General features: G+C 73.8%; 18 protein-coding genes and 1 pseudogene. 9 read left to right on the top strand and 10 right to left on the bottom strand.

Features of this window, described 5'->3' with window-relative positions:
* Window positions 1–12: 12 nt before the first annotated feature.
* From msrB to ACZ55A_RS27640, 4 genes are all read right to left on the bottom strand, one after another.
* Complete coding sequence (gene msrB / locus ACZ55A_RS27655) at window positions 13–420, bottom strand: peptide-methionine (R)-S-oxide reductase MsrB (protein ID WP_468845397.1); 408 nt, start codon at window positions 418–420, stop codon at window positions 13–15.
* Window positions 421–438: 18 nt separating this feature from the next.
* Window positions 439–1,836, bottom strand: coding sequence for a UDP-N-acetylmuramate--L-alanine ligase (murC, locus tag ACZ55A_RS27650; protein WP_468845394.1), 1,398 nt, complete (start codon window positions 1,834–1,836; stop codon window positions 439–441).
* Window positions 1,837–2,005: 169 nt separating this feature from the next.
* Window positions 2,006–2,683, bottom strand: a complete 678-nt coding sequence (locus ACZ55A_RS27645) for a response regulator (RefSeq protein WP_468845392.1) — start codon at window positions 2,681–2,683, stop codon at window positions 2,006–2,008.
* Window positions 2,680–3,918 carry a sensor histidine kinase gene (locus ACZ55A_RS27640; protein ID WP_468845390.1) on the bottom strand — a complete coding sequence of 413 codons (1,239 nt, stop codon included), beginning with the start codon at window positions 3,916–3,918 and terminating at the stop codon, window positions 2,680–2,682. The genes ACZ55A_RS27645 and ACZ55A_RS27640 overlap by 4 nt, the downstream gene beginning before the upstream one ends.
* Before the next feature lie 184 nt (window positions 3,919–4,102).
* On the opposite strand from ACZ55A_RS27640, the gene ACZ55A_RS27635 reads away from it, so the two are divergent.
* Window positions 4,103–5,197: an ABC transporter permease gene (locus ACZ55A_RS27635; RefSeq protein ID WP_468845473.1), complete on the top strand. Its 1,095-nt coding sequence runs from the start codon at window positions 4,103–4,105 to the stop codon at window positions 5,195–5,197.
* Window positions 5,194–5,880 carry an ABC transporter ATP-binding protein gene (locus ACZ55A_RS27630; RefSeq protein WP_468845388.1) on the top strand — a complete coding sequence of 229 codons (687 nt, stop codon included), beginning with the start codon at window positions 5,194–5,196 and terminating at the stop codon, window positions 5,878–5,880. The genes ACZ55A_RS27635 and ACZ55A_RS27630 overlap by 4 nt, the downstream gene beginning before the upstream one ends.
* An 85-nt stretch (window positions 5,881–5,965) precedes the next feature.
* On the opposite strand, the gene ACZ55A_RS27625 is transcribed toward ACZ55A_RS27630, so the two are convergent.
* Both ACZ55A_RS27625 and ACZ55A_RS27620 read right to left on the bottom strand, forming a co-directional pair.
* Window positions 5,966–6,445 carry an indole-3-glycerol phosphate synthase gene (locus tag ACZ55A_RS27625; RefSeq protein ID WP_468845386.1) on the bottom strand — a complete coding sequence of 160 codons (480 nt, stop codon included), beginning with the start codon at window positions 6,443–6,445 and terminating at the stop codon, window positions 5,966–5,968.
* Between the two features lie 150 nt (window positions 6,446–6,595).
* Window positions 6,596–7,423, bottom strand: coding sequence for a dihydrofolate reductase family protein (locus tag ACZ55A_RS27620; protein WP_468845384.1), 828 nt, complete (start codon window positions 7,421–7,423; stop codon window positions 6,596–6,598).
* 67 nt (window positions 7,424–7,490) lie between these two features.
* Here ACZ55A_RS27620 and zapE point away from each other — a divergent pair, with 67 nt between their 5' ends.
* Complete coding sequence (gene zapE / locus ACZ55A_RS27615) at window positions 7,491–8,624, top strand: cell division protein ZapE (RefSeq protein ID WP_468845382.1); 1,134 nt, start codon at window positions 7,491–7,493, stop codon at window positions 8,622–8,624.
* Here the strand turns inward: zapE and ACZ55A_RS27610 are convergent.
* Window positions 8,621–9,643, bottom strand: coding sequence for a hypothetical protein (locus ACZ55A_RS27610; protein ID WP_468845379.1), 1,023 nt, complete (start codon window positions 9,641–9,643; stop codon window positions 8,621–8,623). The two genes, zapE and ACZ55A_RS27610, sit on opposite strands and share 4 nt — an antisense overlap.
* 52 nt (window positions 9,644–9,695) lie before the next feature.
* On the opposite strand from ACZ55A_RS27610, the gene ACZ55A_RS27605 reads away from it, so the two are divergent.
* Window positions 9,696–10,337 (top strand): TetR/AcrR family transcriptional regulator, encoded by a 642-nt coding sequence (locus ACZ55A_RS27605; protein ID WP_468845376.1) that lies wholly within the window; start codon window positions 9,696–9,698, stop codon window positions 10,335–10,337.
* 177 nt (window positions 10,338–10,514) lie between these two features.
* On the top strand, window positions 10,515–11,912 hold the full coding sequence (locus tag ACZ55A_RS27600) for an alkaline phosphatase PhoX (protein WP_468845373.1): 1,398 nt from the start codon (window positions 10,515–10,517) through the stop codon (window positions 11,910–11,912).
* A 163-nt stretch (window positions 11,913–12,075) separates the two neighbouring features.
* On the opposite strand, the gene ACZ55A_RS27595 is transcribed toward ACZ55A_RS27600, so the two are convergent.
* From ACZ55A_RS27595 to ACZ55A_RS27585, 3 genes are all read right to left on the bottom strand, one after another.
* Window positions 12,076–12,327: a hypothetical protein gene (locus ACZ55A_RS27595; protein WP_468845370.1), complete on the bottom strand. Its 252-nt coding sequence runs from the start codon at window positions 12,325–12,327 to the stop codon at window positions 12,076–12,078.
* A 320-nt stretch (window positions 12,328–12,647) separates the two neighbouring features.
* The gene (locus ACZ55A_RS27590) at window positions 12,648–13,316 is read right to left on the bottom strand and encodes an ABC transporter (RefSeq protein WP_468845368.1); all 669 of its coding nucleotides are present in this window, start codon (window positions 13,314–13,316) and stop codon (window positions 12,648–12,650) included.
* Window positions 13,313–14,236: an ATP-binding cassette domain-containing protein gene (locus tag ACZ55A_RS27585; protein ID WP_468845365.1), complete on the bottom strand. Its 924-nt coding sequence runs from the start codon at window positions 14,234–14,236 to the stop codon at window positions 13,313–13,315. The genes ACZ55A_RS27590 and ACZ55A_RS27585 overlap by 4 nt, the downstream gene beginning before the upstream one ends.
* A 293-nt stretch (window positions 14,237–14,529) precedes the next feature.
* Between ACZ55A_RS27585 and ACZ55A_RS27580 the strand changes: the two genes are divergently transcribed.
* From ACZ55A_RS27580 to ACZ55A_RS27565, 4 genes and pseudogenes are all read left to right on the top strand, one after another.
* Window positions 14,530–15,282, top strand: coding sequence for an aminoacyl-tRNA hydrolase (locus ACZ55A_RS27580; RefSeq protein ID WP_468845363.1), 753 nt, complete (start codon window positions 14,530–14,532; stop codon window positions 15,280–15,282).
* A gap of 336 nt (window positions 15,283–15,618) precedes the next feature.
* Window positions 15,619–16,978 (top strand): annotated as a pseudogene (locus ACZ55A_RS27575) (MbnB/TglH/ChrH family RiPP precursor modification enzyme).
* A 5-nt stretch (window positions 16,979–16,983) separates the two neighbouring features.
* Entirely contained in the window at window positions 16,984–17,994 is a 1,011-nt protein-coding gene (locus ACZ55A_RS27570; RefSeq protein ID WP_468845360.1) for a TIGR04222 domain-containing membrane protein, read from the top strand.
* 163 nt (window positions 17,995–18,157) lie between these two features.
* Complete coding sequence (locus tag ACZ55A_RS27565; protein ID WP_468845357.1) at window positions 18,158–18,958, top strand: TIGR04222 domain-containing membrane protein; 801 nt, start codon at window positions 18,158–18,160, stop codon at window positions 18,956–18,958.
* The last annotated feature ends 71 nt before the right edge of the window (window positions 18,959–19,029 follow it).

The raw sequence follows: 19,029 nt of genomic DNA, 5'->3' as shown, positions 1-19,029 counted from the left end.
CCCACACAGCTCTCAGCCCTCGTCGGGGACCAGCCGCAACGAGATCGAGTTGATGCAGTACCGCTGGTCCGTCGGCGTCGGATAGCCCTCGCCCTCGAAGACATGGCCGAGGTGCGAGCCGCACTTCGCGCAGCGGACTTCGGTGCGGACCATGCCGTGCGAGCGGTCCTGGATGAGTTCGACCGCTTCTGCGTCCTTGGGGTCGTAGAAGCTCGGCCAGCCGCAGTGGCTCTCGAATTTGGTGTCGGAGCGGAAGAGTTCGGCACCGCAGGCGCGGCAGGAGTAGACGCCGGCGGTCTTGGTGTCGGTGTATGCGCCGACGAAGGCGGGCTCGGTGCCGGCCTCGCGGAGTACGTGGTACTCGGCGGGGGTCAGCTCGGTGCGCCACTGGTCGTCGGGCTTGTCGATCTCGTACGGCATCTGCGGTGCCTCCTCAGCTCAGCGGCCCAGGCGGGTCAGGATGGCGGGGCCGAGGTCGGTCACATCGCCCGCGCCCATGGTGAGAACAAGGTCACCGGGCTGCACCATTCCGGCGATCACGTCCGGGACGGCGGCCTGGTCGCTCTCGGGGGTGACCTCGGCGCCGGCGGCCCGTGCGGCGTCGATGATCAGGGCGCTGGTGATGCCCGGGATCGGGTCCTCACGGGCCGGGTAGATGTCCAGGACGACGGAGGCGTCGGCCAGGGCGAGCGCCTGGCCCATCTCCACGCCCAGTTCCTGGGTGCGGGAGAAGAGGTGCGGCTGGAAGACGACCAGCACACGGGAGTTCTCCGCGGCGCCGCGGATGGCCTCCAGGTCGGCGGTCATCTCCGTGGGGTGGTGGGCGTAGGAGTCGATGACCTGGACGCCGGCCGCCTCGCCCTTGAGCTGGAGGCGGCGCTTGACGCCGGTGTACTTGCCGAGCGCGGAGGCGAGGTTGTGCGGCGGCAGGCCCAGGGCGACGCCGGCGGCCAGGGCGGCGACGGCGTTGTGGGCGTAGTGCCGGCCGGGCACGGAGACGGTGAAGGTGAGGATCTTGCCGCTGGTGAGGGCGACCGTGACATCGCTGGTCAGACCGCGGGGGTTGACCTTGAGGACGCGGACGTCGGCGTCCTCGGACTCGCCGTAGGTGACGACCTCGATGTCGAAGCGGCCGGAGATCCTGTCGGTCAGCTCGCGGGCGCCGGGCTGGTCGGCGGCGATGACCAGGGTGCCGCCGGGGCGGATCCGGCCGACGAAGGTCTCGAAGGACTCGTAGATCTCGTCCATCGAGGCGTAGTTGGCGTGGTGGTCCAGCTCGACGTTGAGGATGATGGCGACTTCGGGGGCGTACTTGTGGAAGCTGCGGTCGCTTTCGTCGGCCTCGGCGACGAAGATCTCGCCGGCGCCGTGCTCGGCGTTGGAGCCCGGGGCGTCGAGGTCGCCGCCGATGGCGTAGGACGGCTTGAGGCCGAGGGCGCCGAGGGAGACGGCGAGCATGGAGGTGGTCGTCGTCTTGCCGTGGGTGCCCGCCACCGCGATGGGGCGCAGGCCCTCCATGAGGGAGGCGAGGGCGTCGGAGCGGTGCACGACCGGGATGCCGCGCTCGTGGGCGGCGGCCAGCTCGGGGTTGTCGGGGCGGATCGCGGAGGAGACCACGACGCTGGTGGCGTCGGCGGCGAGGTGCTGGGCGGCATGGCCGATGTGGACCGTGGCGCCGAGGTCGCGCAGGGCCCGGGCGGTGGCGGAGTCCTTGGCGTCGCTGCCCGCCACCTGGGCGCCGCGCTGGGCGAGGATCTTGGCGATGCCCGACATGCCGGCTCCGCCGATGCCGATGAAGTGCGGCCGGTCCATCGAGGCTGGGATGGCGGGTGCCATGGTGCGTCTCCCTGATCGTCGATCATCGCGAGCGGTGGTGCTGGCGTGCTGATGCGCCTGTCGTGCTGTCGATGATTCTCGCACCCGGCACCGACAGCGCCGGTCCGCGGCCCGCTGCCGGGGACGCCGGCCGGGGCGCGGGCGGGTATCCAGCGGGTGTCCGGGGGGTTCAGCGGCGGATCAGGCCCTGCGCGGTGGCCGCGGCGACCGCGGACGTACGGGAGTCCACCCCCAGCTTGGCGTAGATGTGGACAAGGTGGGACTTGACGGTCGCCTGGCTGAGGAAGAGCCGTTTGCTGACCGCGGCGTTGGAGAGGCCGTCGGCGACCAGCTGGAGGACCTCGGTCTCCCGGCGGGAGAGCGCGGTGGCGGGCGTGCGCATCCGGTCCATCAGGCGCAGTGCGACGGTGGGCGCAAGGGCGGACTTGCCGGCGGCGGCGGTGCGTACGGCGGCGGCCAGCTCCTCGGGCGGAGCGTCCTTGAGGAGGTAGCCGGTCGCGCCGGCCTCGATGGCGGCGAGGATGTCGGCGTCGGTGTCGTACGTGGTCAGGACGAGGACGCGGGGGGCACCGGGGCGGGCGGTGATCGCGGCGGTGGCCTGGGAGCCCAGCATCCGGCCGCCGAACTGGAGGTCCATGAGGACCACGTCGAGGTCGCGCTCCGCGGCGAGGTCGACGGCCTGCTCGGCGGTGGGGACGTCGGCGACCACCTCGAAGCCCGGTTCGGTCTCCAGGACGGCCCGCAGTCCCGCCCGTACGACGGGGTGGTCGTCGGCGAGCAGCAGCCGGGTGACGGGGGCACCTCCCTGCTCGAGCGAAGCCGAGAGCTTGGGGGACGTGCCGGTCACGAGGCGGCCTCCGGGGTGCGGGGCGCTGCGGGGGTGCAGGGCAGGGTGACGGCGAGGGCGGTGCCCTCCCCGGGGGCGGACTCGACGGCGAGGGTGCCCTGGAGGGCGCGGGCCCTGGCACGCATCGCGGCCAGGCCGAAGCCGGTGCCGTCGGCCGCCGCTGAACCCGGTGCCGGCACCTCGGCGGGGACGAACCCGGCGCCGTCGTCGACCACGTCCAGGGCGACCTCGGTGTCCATGTAGCTGAGGGTCAGCTCGACGCGGCCGGCGGCGGCGTGCCGGACGGTGTTGGCGAGCGCGGACTGGGCGATGCGCAGCAGGGCGACCTCGTGCGGGGTGGGCAGGGTGGTGGGCGTGCCGGAGACCTGGCAGTGCACGGTCAGACCGGAGGTGCGGGCGGTGGTGGCGCACAGCCGCTCCAGGGCGGCGGGCAGCGACCCCGCCTCCAGATCGGGCGGGCTCAGCGCGCGGACGAACCGGCGCGCCTCGGCGAGGTTGTCGACGGCGGCCGTACGGGCCTGCCGGACATGGCCGAGGGCGGTTTCGGGCCGCTCCGGTATGGCGCGTTCGGCGGCCCGCAGCAGCAGCTGGATGCTGGACAGGCCCTGGGCGAGGGTGTCGTGGATCTCGCGGGCCAGCCGCTCGCGTTCGGCGAGCACCCCGGCGGCGCGTTCCGCGGCGGCCAGTTCGCTGCGGGCCGCGGTCAGCTCCTCGATGAGGCGGCGGCGCTGTTCGCTCTCCCGGTAGAGGGCTTCGTAACCGAGGACGACGGCGACCGCGACGGCGGCTCCCAGGGCGGGTCCGAGCACCGTGCCGACGCTGAGGGTGTGGGTGTGCCACCCGAATCCGGCGATGGCGGCGAGGGTGGTGGCTGCGACGGCGGGCAGTGCCCAGCGCAGCGGCAGCAGGTGGACCTGGACGAAGAAGAGCGGGAAGGCGAGCCAGACGCCGTCCGGGGTGAGGGCGAGCAGCACCAGCCAGATCAGGGCCACGGCGCCGAGCCAGACGGCGGCGGCGCCGGTGGAGGTCCGGACGCGGGGAAGCCGGGGGCCGAGGGCGTAGACGGCGAACAGCGCGACGGCGGTGGGGAGCACGGCCGGGGCCTCGGGGGCGTGATCGGCGACCGCGCGCACCGAGGCCAGCGCGAGCAGCGCGGCCACCATCAGGTGCAGGCAGCTGCGCAGGACCCGCAGGACGGGGGTGAGGGAGGGGGCGGTCACGGCTTCTTCGGTCACGGCCCCCTCAGGCTAAGGGCCCGCCTCACCCGCGGCATCAATCAAAGGGTTGATCCCGGGGCGCACCCTTCGATGCCGGCGGACCGCTCCGCGGCGCGATGCCCGGGCCCCTTACGGAAGGCGACGGTGGGTCCAGCCGCCGGGCAGTGGGTCCGGCCGCCCGGATCCGAGGATGGCAAAGCCTGTGTTCGTCGCCTGGAGAGACCTGAGATTCGCCAAGGGGCGGTTCGCCCTGATGGGCACCGTCATCGTGCTGATCACGGTGCTGGTGGGCCTGCTGTCGGGCCTGACGGCGGGCCTGGGCCGGGAGAACACCTCGGCGATCACCGGGCTGCCCGCCGACCACCTGGTCTTCTCGGCCCCCGCCGGGGACGGCCGCGTCGCCTTCGCCGATTCGCGGCTGGCGGAGCGGACCGTACGGGACTGGGCGCGGGTGCCGGGCGTACGGCGCGCCGAGCCGCTGGGGATCGCCACGACGAAGGCCGAGGCGGCCGGGCGGACGGCCGCGGTGTCGGCGTTCGGGGTGCGGCCCGGGTCGCCGCTGGGGCCGGCGGAAGGGGTCGCGGACGGTGCGGTGGTGCTGTCCGCGAAGGCCGCCGCCTCGCTCGGGGTGCGGGCCGGGGCCTCGCTGACGCTGGGCGGCCGTACGTTCCGCGTCGCGGCGGTATCGGGCGCGGCGATGTACAGCCATACGCCGGTGGTCTGGACGTCGTCCGGGGACTGGAAGGAGCTTGCGGGCACCCCCGGGAGGGGCGGCGATTCCGCCTCCTCCGTGGGTGCCACCGTGCTCGCCCTCTCCACCACCGGGGCGGCCGATCTGGCGGCCGCCGACAAGAAGCTCGGCACCAGGACCGTCGCCGCCGACGACGCCCTGGAGGCCATCGGCTCGTACGCCGCCGAGCACGGCTCGCTGGAGCTGATGCGCGGCTTTCTGTTCGCCATCTCCGCGCTGGTCATCGGCGCGTTCTTCACCGTGTGGACGATCCAGCGCAGCGGTGATGTCGCGGTGCTGAAGGCGCTGGGCGCCTCCACCCGCTGGCTGCTGCGCGATGCGCTCGGCCAGGCCGTCGTCCTGTTGGTGCTCGGTACCGGCCTGGGCACCGCCGTGGCGGCGGGGGTGGGCGGCGCGGTCGGCGGCACGGTGCCGTTCGTGCTCGACCCGTCCACGGTGCTCCTCCCGGCCCTGATCATGATCGCGCTGGGGGCCGTCGGCGCCGCGCTCGCCCTCCGCCGCATCACGTCCGTCGACCCGCTGACCGCCCTGGGAAGTGCCCGATGAGCCTCGAACTGACCGATGTCACCCTGACCTACCCCGACGGCGATTCCAGGCTGACCGCGCTGGACGCGGTCTCGTTGGCCGTGCCCGCCGGGTGTCTGACCGCGCTGATCGGGCCGTCCGGGTCCGGGAAGTCCAGTCTGCTCGCGGTCGCCGCGACGCTGATCCGTCCGGACCGCGGGCGTGTGGTGGTCGACGGTACGGACACCACGGGCCTCGGCCGCGGCGAGCTGACGGCGCTGCGCCGTACGACCATCGGCATCGTCTTCCAGCAGCCGAATCTGCTGCCCTCCCTGACGGCCGCGGAGCAGCTTCAGGTGATGGCCCATCTGGACGGCCGCTCACCCCGTAAGGCGCGGGCCCGTGCGCGGGAGCTGCTGGCGGCGGTCGGCCTGGAGCGGCAGGCCGACCGGCGGCCGCATCAGCTCTCGGGCGGTCAGCGGCAGCGGATCAATATCGCCCGGGCGCTGATGAACGAGCCCGCGGTGCTGCTCGTGGACGAGCCGACCAGCGCGCTGGACCACGAGCGCGGCGCGGCGGTCCTCGACCTGCTGCGCGCACTGACCCACCAGCGCGGCACGGCCACGGTGCTGGTCACCCACGACCGTACGCATCTGGACGCGGTGGACGAGATCACTCAGGTGCGGGACGGGCGGCTGGTTCCGCGCCCGGCGGCCCGGCTCTGACGACCGCGGCGGGCGCCCCGGTGGACCGGCAATGAGCCACCCGTACGCCTTTCGGGTGACGGGGCTCCTCTGCGTTGACCGGCGCTCAGTCCTCGGCCGGTCCCTGGGGCCGGTCGTCCGCCGCGTGCGAGAAGAGTTTGAGGACCGGGACGCCGACCTTGTGGCGGGCGCGGGAGGCCCAGTCGCGGTGGAAGAACTCCTCGACGAAGTGCGGGGTGGTCAGCACGATCACCTCGTCCGCACCGGTCTCGTCGACGACGGAGCGCAGCAGGTCGAGCGGATGGTGCTCGACGACCTGGCCGATGGCCTCCGCGCCCGCGTCGCGCAGCGCCTGGAGGGTGTGCGCCAGGGCGGCTTCGGCGGGGGTGTCAGCCTGCGGGCCGCCCACTTCCTCGGTCTCCCGTACGGCGTCGTCGAACTCGCCGAGGGCGACGTCGTCGATGGCCCGCAGCAGGACGTCCTGCTTGCCGCGGGGCTGCATGAGGACGACGAAGGAGGTCCGGTCGTCGCCGTGCAGGGTCGTCACGAACTCCACGTCGGCGGGCGTCAGAGGTTTCTCGATCATCAATACGCTCGTGAACACGACGCACGCCCTTCTTCTCTTCAGGGCGCCGCATTGCGCCCGACAGAAAACATCCTGCCCCGTCGCCACACGGGACTGTTGGCTTTTAGTGTGCCCAAAGGAAGCTAAGCGGAACAGATAATTCCGCCGATTTCAGGACCGACGGTACCGAGTGAACAGGAACCCGGCCTCCTCCAATACGGACGCCAACGCGAACCGCGCGGGAACCGGGACCGTAGGTCCGTTCATGATCCTCGGCGCATCGCCGACCGCCACCACCGGAGCCAGCGTCAGACACATCTCGTCCACCGCACCGGCCGCCGCGAACTGCCCCAGCAGCATCGGCCCGCCCTCCGTGAGCAGCCGGGAGTGTCCCCGTCCGGCCAGCACCCCGGCCACCCGCGCCGGGTCGACACCCAGGCCCTCGCCGGCGAACAGCACCTCGACACCCGCCGCCCGGGCCCTGGTCACCCGGTCCGCCGGCGCCCCCGCGCCGGTCAGTACGAGGGTGGGGACCAGCGGCTCGGTGAACAGCGGCAGCGTGAAGTCCAGCCCCAGACCGGCGGTGACCACCACGATGGCGGGGGCCGGGGCCTGCCCCGCGGCGGCCCGGCGTGCGGCGAAGGCCTCCCGGGCGCGGGCCGGCCGGTAGCCCTCCTTGCGGACCGTCTCGGCGCCCACGACCACGGCGTCCGCGAGCCCGCGCAGCACCCCGAAGATCCGCATATCGGCATCGCTGGACAGCGGCTGGGAGCGGCCCTCGTGATGGGCCGCACCGTCCATGGAGGACACCATGTTGGCGCGCAGCCATCCGGTGCGCCCCGCGCGCGCCGGGTCGTCCGCCGCCGGATAGGCGTAGGCGTCGGCCAGCTCGTCCAGCGACCACTGCCGGTCGATGAGTGCGGCGGCCGACGCGACCAAGGAGTCCTGGCCGTCGGGGGCGGGCGCGGGCTGGGCCGGTAGGGGGAACAGGCGTCGCATGGCGGCAGTGTGACATGCCTCGCCCGGCGGACCGGGCGGGACGTCGGAGGAGATAGGCTGGACGGCTGTGTCGCCTTCCCAGCCCTCTTCCCCGCAGCCCGACCCGATAGCCGGACCGCCGGCCGACGGGGAGGACGTGGCGCCCGCCGCGCTCACCGCCCGCGCCCCGCACGTCCCTGCCGACCGTCTGGTCGCCGAGATGGTGCCGCCGCCGCGTTTCCAGGGCGCCCGCTTCGACACCTACATCCCGGACGCCAAGCAGCCCAGCCAGGCCGAGGCCGTCCAGGTGCTGAGCGACTTCGCGGACAGCATCGACGCCGGGACGGGAGCGGGCACCGCCAAGCGGCGCTGGTTCGCCAGGAACCCCAAGAAGGCAGCCGCCCCCAAGGGCCCGCGCGGCGTCTATCTGGACGGTGGCTACGGCGTCGGCAAGACCCATCTGCTCGCCTCCTTGTGGCACGCCGCCCCGGCCCCGGCAGAGCGGAAGGCCTTCGGCACCTTCGTCGAGCTGACGAACCTCGTCGGCGCGCTCGGCTTCCAGCAGACCGTCCGTACGCTCAGCGAACACAAGCTGCTGTGCATCGACGAGTTCGAGCTGGACGACCCCGGCGACACGGTGCTGGTCTCCACCCTCCTCGGCAAGCTGGTGGACGCCGGAGTGGCGCTGGCCGCCACCTCCAACACACTGCCCGGCAAGCTCGGCGAGGGCCGGTTCGCCGCCGCCGACTTCCTGCGGGAGATCCAGGGCCTGAGCGCGCACTTCCGCCCGCTGCGCATCGACGGTGAGGACTACCGCCACCGCGGTCTGCCCGAGGCGCCCGCGCCGTACGACGACGAGACCGTCACCCGCACCGCCTACCGCACCCCCGGTGCCTCGCTCGACGACTTCCCCTCCCTCCTGGAGCATCTGTCAAAGGTGCACCCCAGCCGTTACGGCGCGATGTGCGACGGCATCGAGGCGGTCTGCCTCACCGACGTCCAGGCGGTGCCCGACCAGTCCACCGCGCTGCGGCTGGTGGTCCTCGCGGACCGGCTCTACGACCGCGAGGTGCCGGTGCTGACCTCCGGCAAGGCCTTCGACGAGCTGTTCAGCGAGGAGATGCTGCGCGGCGGCTACCGCAAGAAGTACTTCCGGGCGATCTCCCGGCTGACGGCGCTGGCCCGCGACGCCAAACCGCTGGTCGAGGGCGGCGGACTCTAGGACTCCGGCTTCCCGGCGCTGCGCCCGTAGTGCCGGGCCAGCGCATGGAACGCCTCCTTCGGCTCCCAGGGCATACCGGGGTACGTCCGTGACGGCGTGCCGTCGAGCACCTTGACGATGCCGTACGAGCCCAGGTCCACGTCCCTGAGCGGATCCTTCCGGTGCGGCAGGGCGTAGCACGCGAAGCTGAACCAGAAGGCCGTGTCGACCCCCTCCTCCTCGAAGACGGGCAGCAAGTCGTCCATGTAGCGGACCTGTTCGCCCTCGTCCCGTACGGTCCCGGGGGTGACCGTGCCGTCCGCCTCGACGACGAGCCAGCCGGCCGCGCCCATGTCCCCGGCGCCGCGGTAGGCACAGCAGCCGGCCTCGGTGACCACGACCGGCTTGCCGTGGGCGAAGTTCTCCCGCAGGTCCTCGCGATAGGTGGCGGCGTTGTGGCGGTTGCGGTACGCGTCGACCCCGACGATGTCGAAGGGCGTCCAGTCGATGTGCTCGATGGGGATCGACGCGTAACTGAGCGGACCGCCGAAGCGCGGCCGGACGGACGCGGCGACCTCGGCGAGGAAGGGGTTGATCCGCCCCGGGATCGCGGCGAGCGCCTTCTCGCGCACCTCCGGCGCCGCCCGCAGCGTCTCCATGCGGTCGTTGAACGTCTCGCCGGGCAGCCAGCCGCGGTTGAAGATGCTGATCTCGCAGCCGGTGGCCAGCACGGTATCGGCCCCGGCGCGCCGTAGCTCCTCGGCGCGGTCCGCGCACTCGACGAAGTACGGCAGGAGCTGATCCTCCGTCATCTCGCAGGGGAACGGCGAGTACCAGACCGTGAGCCCGCACTCCGCCGCGGCCTCGGCCGCCGCGCTGATCCGCGCGGGGTCGCCACCGGTGACACGCACGGCATTGCAATGCAGGTCCTCGGCGATGATCCGCATATCGCGTGCCGCGAGAGCGGGGGTGAACGCGGGGTTGGTGGTCTCGCCGTTCGGAAACGTTCCGGTGTCGTACTGCACGCCCTTGCCGCGCATCGCACTCCTTAAGGTTCACTCCGTATCTTATCCGGGTCGTAAGATACAGGCCGTGTCTAACGAAGTGAAGGGGGGCGCACAGCCCTCGGGCCGCCGCCGCAGAGGTGCGGAACTGGAAGCGGCCCTCCTCCAGGCCACCTGGGAGGAGCTGCTCGCCGTCGGCTACCACGACCTGACGTACGAGGGCGTCGCGGCCCGCGCCCACACCAGCCGGACGGTGCTCTACCGGCGCTGGCCACAGCGCCGCGACCTGGTCCTCGCCGCGCTGCGCCACCGGACGCCGCCGCTGCCACCGCCGGTGCCGGACACCGGGGCGCTGCGCACCGACGTCCTCGCCCTGCTGGACCAGGTCACCACCCGTCTGACGGCGATCACGCCCGTCCTCCAGGTCCTCACCGACAGCCGTTCGCGCGGCACCGACCTGGACGACTTCCTGGCCGAACGCGGCCGCGCGCCCGGCGGGGACGTGATGGCGGAGCTGCTGGAGCGTGCGGCCCGGCGCGGTGAGCTCGATCCGTCCCGCATCCCCGCACGGGTCAGCGCCCTGCCGGTCGCCCTCGTGGCCGGGGAGGTGCTGCTCACCCATCGCGCGCCCTCGAAGGCCGCCGTCACGGCCGTGGTCGACGAGCTCTTCCTGCCGTTGGTCGCGCATTACGGGGGCGGGGCGGGCGGTCCGGTGGACGGGGAGCGCTGACCGCGGGCGGCGGAGGCGCTGACTCGGTGGCCGGGCGACGCCCGACTGCGGTGGACCGCGCGGGCCGACGCGGGCGGAGCACTGCCCAGGCCGTGCGCGCCGGATGGTTCCCGGCGGGCCGGGTGCGTGGTACACACAGGCGGGTCACGTCACCTGTCCGCCAACAGGGAGTTACCCATGTCTGCGACACGACGTCAGATCCTGGCAAGAACGGGCGCGTTGGGAGCGTCGCTCGCCTTCTCCGGGAGCCTCACGGAGCTCTTCGCGGGGACCGCGACCGCCCGGAGCATGGGACGGAGCGGCTACGGCCCACTGGTCCCCGACCCGGAAGGCCTGCTCGACCTCCCCAAGGGCTTCCGCTACCAGGTCCTCTCCCGGGAGGGCGACCCGCTGCTCTCGGGGGAGGGCAAGGTGCCGAGCAACTGCGACGGTATGGGGGCCTTCGCCGCTCCCGGCCGCCGCGGCGGCACCTACCTCGTCCGTAACCACGAGAACCGTACGGGCTCCCGCTCACCCGTCCCCCGGGTCAGCGATCTGACGTACGACCCCGGTGGAGAGGGCGGCTGTACCGCCCTGGAACTCGGCCGGGACAACACCGTGCGCTCCGAACGGGTCGCCATCGCCGGCACCTCCACCAACTGCGCGGGCGGCCCCACCCCTTGGAACACCTGGCTGACCTGCGAGGAGACCGAGCTACGGGCCGGTGAGGAGAACTACACCAAGGACCATGGCTTCATCTTCGAGGTCGATCCCCACGACCCGCGGCGCACCGGCGCGGTCCCGCTCACCGCGATGGGCCGCTTCCAGCACGAGGCGGTTGCCGTCGACCCCGGAACCGGCACGGTCTACGAGACCGAGGACGCCTTCGAGAAGCCCTTCGGGCTGTTCTACCGCTTCCTGCCGGACAAGCCGCTGGGCGGCCGGGGTTCGCTGCGGGCCGGCGGCCGCCTCCAGGCGCTGCGCGTCCCGGGGGTCCCCGACCTCTCCACCATCCAGGAGCCCGGCATCACCTTCGACCACGTCACCTGGGTGGACGTGCCCGATCCGCTCGCCCGCCGGACCCCCATCCGCTTCCAGGACTTCGGCCCGCAGGGCATCACCCACGCCCAGAAGCTGGAGGGCTGCTACTGGGGCGGCACCTGCGTGTACTTCGTCTCCAGCTTCGCGCACCGCGCGGCCGGGTCGGCGGCCGACCACTACGGCCAGGTCTGGAAGTACGACCCGAGGCGACGCCGGCTCACCCAGGTCGTGGTCTTCGGCCCGGACACCGACCTCGAACTGCCCGGCGAGTCCCCCGACAACATCTGCCTCGCGCCCAGCGGTGGCCTGATGGTCTGCGAGGACGGCGACGGCGCGCAGCATGTCTTCGGGCTCACCCGGCGCGGCGCGGTCTACCCGATGGCGCGCAACCGGCAGGCCGTCCCCGCGGCCGCCACGGCACCGGGCGGCACCCCCGGCAAGGTCGAGTACGGCGAGTTCGCCGGCGTGACCTTCTCGCCCGGCCACCGCACGATGTACGTCAACTGCTATACGCCGGGGACGACGTTCGCGGTGACGGGGCCTTGGCACCACTGACCGGGTGTGAGCTGTGAGCCTGGGCCCGGTGTGATCCGTTGGCCGGGCGTGGCCCGGCCACCGGGTGGCCCTGCGACCGGGGACCCTGCGACCGGGCGTGCTTTCGACCGGGAGTGCCTTTCGCCAGGACGTGCCCTTTCGGCCGGGATCCTTGGGAACGCGGTCAGCCGGAGCAGGCGGAGCGCTGGGCCTCCTGCCATTCGCAGACGGGGCAGAGCACGATGCCGGGCCGGTCGACCGGGTACTCGGTGGGACGCCCGCAGTCGAGACAGTCGGCGAGGGCGGAGGCAGCGCGGGCGGCAGCGTCCTGCGGCGCGGCGTCGCGTGCGGAGGCGGCCCGCGGAGTGGCGTCGCGGGTGCCGGGGCCGGTGGCCGGGGCGGCGCTGGGCGGGGTGTGGTCGTCGGTGCCGGGCATGGTGCGAGCGTACGCCGCGGCCTCCCCCCACCCCCGAACCCACCCCCGCCCCCTCCCCCGAAGGGGGAGGAGGGGGAGGGGGCGGGGGGAGCGCCGGATGCAGCGCCGCTCCCCAGGGGCCGCGTTGGACGTGCTGGACGCATAGCGGACGTGGTGGACGTGGTGGGAGACGGTCGGACGTGGCGGGAGACCGTCGGACGTGGCGGGAGACCGTCGGACGTGGCGGGAGACCGTCGGACGTGCCGGGAGACCGTCGGACGTGCCGGGAGACCGTCGGACGTGGTGGGACGTGGTGGGGACGTGCCCGCGGTTGTCGTCGGTCAGCTGCGGCGGGAGGTGAGGGCGCAGGCCACGGCCGTGGCGGCGGCTGCGATCGCGACAGTGCCGGCGAGCGGGAGCCAGGGGGTGCTGATCGTGCCGTGGGCGGAGCCGGTGACCAGGCCCGAGACGGCGGCGTTGGCCGGTGAGGCGCCGAGGACGAGCAGCAGCAGGGCGGCGGTCAGCCCGGTGGGGATGCTCCACGCGGGACTGCGCAGGACCGGCCAGTTGCACAGGGCGCCGATCGCACAGCCCAGCAGCACACAGGCCAGCGCGGCGAGCAGCCCCGCACCGGCCGCGGGCAGGACCGGGACCGCCACTTGGTGGTCGGCGGAGTGCGGATCGGAGCGCAGCACGGCCAGTGCCGTACCGGGGAGCGCGAGCAGCAGCCCGGCGCCGGCCGCGGTCAGCACGCAGGCGAGGTGTACCCGGCCGGGCCCGGCGGCGGCCGCGGCGCAATTACGGGCGGCCGGCGGCTCGTTGGTGACACAGACCCTGGTGAGCCATACGGCGGCCGGGAGCAGGCCGGCCACGGCCCAGCCCAGCGCATCGAGGATCGGGCCGCCGCTCCGGATGCCGATGGCCCAGTAGGCCGCGTAGAGGATGACCGGCGGCAGCCAGCGGTGCGAGCCGATGAGCAGCGCCGCCTGATAGTAGAGAAGAGCGGTCACGGGAGGGGGGCCTCGTCGGAGTCGGGAGCAGAGCCGGGAACGGCGTCGGGAGGAAAGCCTGGAGCGGGGGTGACCGAGCGGATGTGCCAGGGCGGACGGGCAGCGAGCAGGGCGCGCAGCAGCGCGTCGGAGTGGACGGCCGGGACCGTCAGCCGGGTCGTACCGTGCGGGCTCGGTGTGATCTCCGGGCCGCCGGGCAGCCGCGCCGCTCCGGCGGTGGTACGCGATTCGCCGCCCGGTGGGCCCTCCGCCTCGATGATCACATGTGGCCCGGCCGTGGTCATCGTGCCCGCGGCTCCCGGGCCGCTCTCCTCCTGGGCGAGCAGCCGCCCGTCGACGACCCGATAGCGGGCGTCGGCCACACCGGCCAGCCGCTGCGGATCGTGGTCGACGAAGACGACGGTGCCGCCGTCCGCGGTCCGTTCGGCGACCGCCCGGTCCAGCACCTCGCGGGCGCCGCGGTCCAGGCCGGTCCAGGCCTCGTCCAGGACGAGGAGTCCGGGCTCGGCGAGCAGGGCCTGCGCGACGGCGACCTTCTGGCTGGTGCCCTTGGAGAGCTCGCCCAGCCGCGTACGGGCGTGTCCGGCCGCTCCGAAGCGTTCGAGCCACTCGCCCGCGCGACGGACGGCTTCGGGGCCGCGCAGACCGTGGATGCGGCCGAGGTGGGTGAGGTAGCCGATGGCGGTGAAGGGCAGTGCGGCCGGGAAGCGTTCGGGCACGTATGCGCTGCGCGGGCGGCCGGTGATGCGTCCGGTGGTGGGGTGGTCGATGCCGGCGAGCAGGCGCAGCAGGGTGGACTTGCCGCTGCCGTTGGCCCCTTCGACGCGCAGCAACGTGCCTGCGGGCACGTCCAGTTGCACCTCCCGCAGCACCCAGGGGCCACGCACCCCGTAGCGCCGCCCCACCCCGTCCAGCCTCATGCGTTCCGGCACCTCCACTGCCTCACGGCGTCCCCCGCCGCGCCCCGTCCCGGGCGTGCCCCGGGCTCCGGCGTCGCCGGCGGTCCCCCGCCGCTCCGCCGTCCTGACGGTAACCGGAGCGGCCGGCGCGTGGTCGCCGGGGCGCGCACGGCACGACGTTCGCGACAACCGCGCTCCGGGCGGCGGCAGTTCGCCCGGGCGGCGGCCGGCGGGGTGGGGCCCGTCATGAGGGCGGAGCCGGGGCGGCGACCTGAGCGGCGGCGTTGTCAGTGGTGGCTGGCAGACTTGGGAGCGTGACCAGCAGTGAGACCGCCGGGCAGCCCGGCAACAGCTCCGGCAGCCCGTTCCGCCACGAAGAGACCGACCGGGACGCGGCGCCCCAGTTCGTGCTGCCGCTCGTCGCGCGGATAGAGCGGGCCGAGCCGCCGGCGCGTACGGACGCCCTGGAGACCGCCGCGCGGGCGGTGCTGATGCTGCTGGCGGACGAACGGTCGGCCGGGGACGGCCCCTGGGCGCAGGCGGTGCGGGACTGGCAGGACGCCCGGATCCGGAAGGTGGTGCGGCGGGCGCGCGGCGCGGAGTGGCGGCGGGCCGAGGCGCTGCCGGGCATCACGGTCCGTGGGCGCGGCGCCGAGGTGCGGGTCTATCCCCCGGTACCGCTGGACGGCTGGCCGAAGGACCTGGCCCGGCTCCAGGTTTCGGGCACGGAGCTGGACGATCCCCAGCCGCCCGGGCCGCCCGCCGACGGCCTTCCGGTGCTGTGGCTCAACCCGGAGCTGGAGATGTCGGCGGGCAAGGAGATGGCGCAGGCCGGCCATGGTGCGCAACTGGCATGGTGGGAGCTGCCCGAGGAGGAGCGGGCCGCCTGGTACGCGTCGGGCTTCGCGCTGGCCGTACGGCAGGCGGAGCCCTCGGAGTGGGAGGCGCTGACCCGCAGCGGGCTGCCGGTGGTCCAGGATGCGGGGTTCACCGAGATCGCACCGGGGTCCTGCACGGTCGTCGCGGACCATCCCGCGCTGCGGAAGGCGCTGCCGCAGGGTGGTTGAGGAGCCGCCCGATGATGGAGAGGCCGCGGGGGGTGGTTGAGAGCCGCGGGGTCGCCGAGAGACCGCGCGGAGTGGCTGAGGAGCCGCGGGGTCGCCGGGAGGCCGCGTGGGCCGTCTTTCGTCGTCCGCGCGGACGGCGGCGGCTGGTTCAGGCCACCGGTGGAGTGCTGCCGGCGCTGGGCGCCGGGGTGGGGTTCGACAGCGCCCGCTGAGCGGCCGGAGGCGGCGCGGACCGCACGGGGAAGCTCAAATCAACCTCTGAACTCGACGGGTTCAGGGTTCGGCCGGTCTTGACGCGGCCATGAGTACCCCGACCACAGAGCGAGAGGGGGAGCCATGGAGCGCCTGGGTACCGGAATCGGCTGGCGGCCGGAAATCGCCGCGGAGATCGCGGAGCTGCCCGGGGTGGACTGGGTGGAGGTCGTGGCGGAGAACATCTGCCCGGGCCATCTGCCCGCCGCCCTGCGGCAGTTGCGCGAGCGCGGCACGACCGTCGTCCCGCACGGGGTCTCGCTCGGTCTCGGCGGCGCGGACCGCCCCGATGCCGCCCGGCTGACCGCCCTCGCCGAGCGCGCCGAGGCGCTGGGCGCACCGCTGGTCACCGAGCACATCGCGTTCGTCCGGGCCGGCGGGCCGCTGACCGCCTCGCCGGTGATGGAGGCCGGGCATCTGCTGCCCGTCCCCCGCACCCGTGACGCGCTGGACGTGCTCTGCGAGAACGTGCGGATCGCCCAGGACGCGCTGCCGGTGCCACTGGCCCTGGAGAACATCGCCGCCCTGATCAACTGGCCCGGTGAGGAGCTGACCGAGGGGCAGTTCCTCTCCGAGCTGGTCGAGCGGACCGGGGTGCGGCTGCTCATCGACGTCGCCAACCTCCACACCAACCACATCAACCGGGGTGAGGACCCGGCGGTGGCCCTGGACGAGCTGCCGGTCGAGGCCATCGCGTACGTCCATGTCGCGGGCGGGGTGGAACGGGACGGGGTGTGGCACGACAGCCATGCCCATCCGGTGACCCGGCCGGTGCTGGATGTGCTCGCCGAGCTGTGTGCCCGGATCACCCCGCCCGGTGTGCTGCTGGAACGGGATGACGACTTTCCGGAGGGCGGGGAGCTGGCCGGGGAGCTGGACGCGATCCGCACGGTACTGAAGGAGGCCCGTCATGCGACGCAGGCTGCTTGAGGCCGTACGGGAGACGCCCGTGACCGAGCCGCCCGTAATGGACACGCCCATAACCGAGCCGCCCGTGCAGGACGGTGCCCGGCCGGGCACCGGTACCGACGCGGCGCGGCAGCGGCTGGCGCTGGCACAGACCGCGCTGCTGTCCGCGCTGGTCGCCGGGACACCGCCGCCCGAGGGTTTCGACCGGACCCGGCTCCAGGTGCAGAGCCGGGCGCTGACCGTCAAGCGCGCCTCGGTGGTCGCCAAGGTCGCCCCCGAGCTGCCGGAGATCCTCGGCGCGGACTACCGGGCGGCGTTCCTCGGCTACGCCCGGCACCGCCCCATGGGCGGCGGCTACCGCCAGGACGCCCTGGACTTCGCGGCGCATCTGCTGGCCCAGGACCGTCCCGAGGACCCGGCCGCGCGGCGGCAGTTGACGCGCTGGTGGCGCGATCGCGCGGGCCCCAGGCCGCCGTCCGCCCGGCCCGCGGCCCGTCTGACGCGCGCCCTGCGCGCCGTGCTGGAAGGGAGGTGACCGGGGTGTCCTTCAACCAGTGGGGGTACGCGGCGGTCGGGATCTCGTCGCTGGTGCTCGTCCTCGGCACGCTCGTGGTGCGGCGTCGGACACCGTCCGCCCGGAGGTCGGACGCGCTGACGCACAGCGTCTGGGAGGTGGCGTTTCTCGCCGGCGGCCCGGCGCGGGTGGTGGATGCCGCGCTCGCCGCGATGCATGAGGACGGCAGGCTGGCGGTGGGCGGCCCGGGCGTGGTGACCGTACGTCAGGCCGGCCACCGGGACGCGGTCGAGGCGGCCGTCCTGGACGCGGTGGCCCGGACGCCCGGCGGGGCGCTGGCCACGGTGCGGGCCGAGGCGATGCGCAGCCCGGCGGTCCAGGGCATCGGCGACCGGCTGGCGGCGCGCGGGCTGATGCGCCATCCGCGGCTGGGCCGGGGCTGGCGCCGGTACGCGAGGGCGCAGCAGACGACGTGCGGGGTGCTGTTCTTCGTCGTCGTGGTGGTCTCCCTCATCGGGGTCGGCGACGACATATCCGGCCCGCCGTTCGTCTTCACCCTCGGGCCGGCGCTGATCCCTGGTCTGATCGTGGGGGCGCTGTGCCGCAAGGCGCTCACCCGCCGCATCACCAAGGCGGGCTCGTCCGCGCTGCGCTCGGCGAACGCGGCGAACCCCCGGACGGCCGCGGTCGCGGCCGGGCAGTCCGCCGGGCTCATGGTGGCGCTCGGCGGTACCGCGCTGCTCGCGGACGAGCTGCTGCGTGAGCAGTTCGAGGAGGCGCACCGGGCCGCCGCGGCCACCGCTTCGAGCGGCGGGACCCCGTCGTCCGGCAGCTCGTGGTCCGGTGACTCCGGTGGCGGGTCGGGCGGTGACGACACCGTCTGGTGCGGTGCGTCCGACGGCGGGTCCGGGTCGGGGTGCGGCGGTTCGTCGTGTGGCGCGGCGTCCTCGTGCGGCGGCGGTTCGTCCTGCGGTGGCGGCTCGTCGTGCGGCGGTGGATCGAGCTGCGGGGGCGGGGGCGGCTGCGGCGGGAGCTGACCGGCGGCCGGGCCGGCAGACGGCCCGGGGCGGAGCGGAGGCCGGCCTGCGGACGGCCGGCAGCTGCCCCGCGTGCGGGGCAGCGCCGCCCGTTGTGCGGCGGGGTGCGCCCGGGGTGGAAAATTCGTGGCGTTGTCATACTCCATCCCGTAAGAAATCTGTCATGTCGCTCCTCTTCCTCCTCGTCGCCTCGGCGGCGGCGGTGCTGTCCTGTGCGCAGATCTGCCGTGCCGCGGTCGCCGTCGCCCGCGCCACCGGACCGGCCCGGCAGCCGGCGCCCGCCCCGGACCCGGCCACGGCGGACGGCCCCGCGTCAGGGCTGACCCTGTACGAGATGGCCTATCTCTCCGGCGGACCGCACCGGCTCGCCGATGTGGTCCTGGTGCTCATGGCGCAGCAGCGACGGCTGCTGCTGGCCCACACCGGCTGGGCCACCGTGGTCGATCCGGTCGGGAAGGACGCCGTCGAGCAGGCCACCCTCAGCGCCATAGGGCCCGAGGGGCAGCGCCAGATACCCGAGATACGCGAGGCCCTGATGGCCGACGACGCGGTGCGGGCGGTCGGCGACCGGCTGGTGGCCGCCGGGCTCGCGCTGCCCGCCGCCGCCCGTGGCATGCGCAATGCGGTCCGTCAGGTGCAGGGCGCGGCCCTGCTGGTGCTGCTGGCCGCCGCGGCGAGCTACTGGACGGCCCCGGCCGGCGAGACCGACGGGCTGATTCTGGCCTGGTTCGCGCTGCCGTTGATCCTCACCCTCGGCACCCTGGCCGTGGCCCGCTTCGAGCTCCACCCGTACAGCGACTGGGCCACCGACGTGGGCGAAAAGCGGTTGCCCGTCAGGCCCGGTGCCACGGACCGTCCCTCCTCCCCCGCCACTGCTGTCTCCCTCACCACCCTTGCCCTCCACGGCCCCATTGCCCTCACCGATCCCGCCCTGCGCGCCGCGCTCCACTCTTCCGGGGCATAGCGTCCGACACCGGCATCAGGTGCTTTACAACGACAATCACCGACCCAACTATCCCTTTTGTATGCACACAC

It is taken from the genome of Streptomyces sp. NPDC034111 (genome assembly GCF_055575375.1).
This window is presented reverse-complemented; position numbering and strand designations above follow the sequence as displayed.

What these genes read in the sequence shown, in the direction of transcription:
- ACZ55A_RS27620 (WP_468845384.1), bottom strand. Translation starts at nt 7,423, where the DNA reads ATGCGACGCCTGTTCCCCCTACCGGCCCAGCCCGCGCCCGCCCCCGAC.
- ACZ55A_RS27610 (WP_468845379.1), bottom strand. Translation starts at nt 9,643, where the DNA reads ATGCGCGGCAAGGGCGTGCAGTACGACACCGGAACGTTTCCGAACGGC.
- ACZ55A_RS27595 (WP_468845370.1), bottom strand. Translation starts at nt 12,327, where the DNA reads ATGCCCGGCACCGACGACCACACCCCGCCCAGCGCCGCCCCGGCCACC.
- ACZ55A_RS27585 (WP_468845365.1), bottom strand. Translation starts at nt 14,236, where the DNA reads ATGAGGCTGGACGGGGTGGGGCGGCGCTACGGGGTGCGTGGCCCCTGG.
- ACZ55A_RS27600 (WP_468845373.1), top strand. Translation starts at nt 10,515, where the DNA reads ATGTCTGCGACACGACGTCAGATCCTGGCAAGAACGGGCGCGTTGGGA.
- ACZ55A_RS27625 (WP_468845386.1), bottom strand. Translation starts at nt 6,445, where the DNA reads ATGATCGAGAAACCTCTGACGCCCGCCGACGTGGAGTTCGTGACGACC.
- msrB (WP_468845397.1), bottom strand. Translation starts at nt 420, where the DNA reads ATGCCGTACGAGATCGACAAGCCCGACGACCAGTGGCGCACCGAGCTG.
- ACZ55A_RS27565 (WP_468845357.1), top strand. Translation starts at nt 18,158, where the DNA reads ATGTCGCTCCTCTTCCTCCTCGTCGCCTCGGCGGCGGCGGTGCTGTCC.
- murC (WP_468845394.1), bottom strand. Translation starts at nt 1,836, where the DNA reads ATGGCACCCGCCATCCCAGCCTCGATGGACCGGCCGCACTTCATCGGC.
- ACZ55A_RS27630 (WP_468845388.1), top strand. Translation starts at nt 5,194, where the DNA reads ATGAGCCTCGAACTGACCGATGTCACCCTGACCTACCCCGACGGCGAT.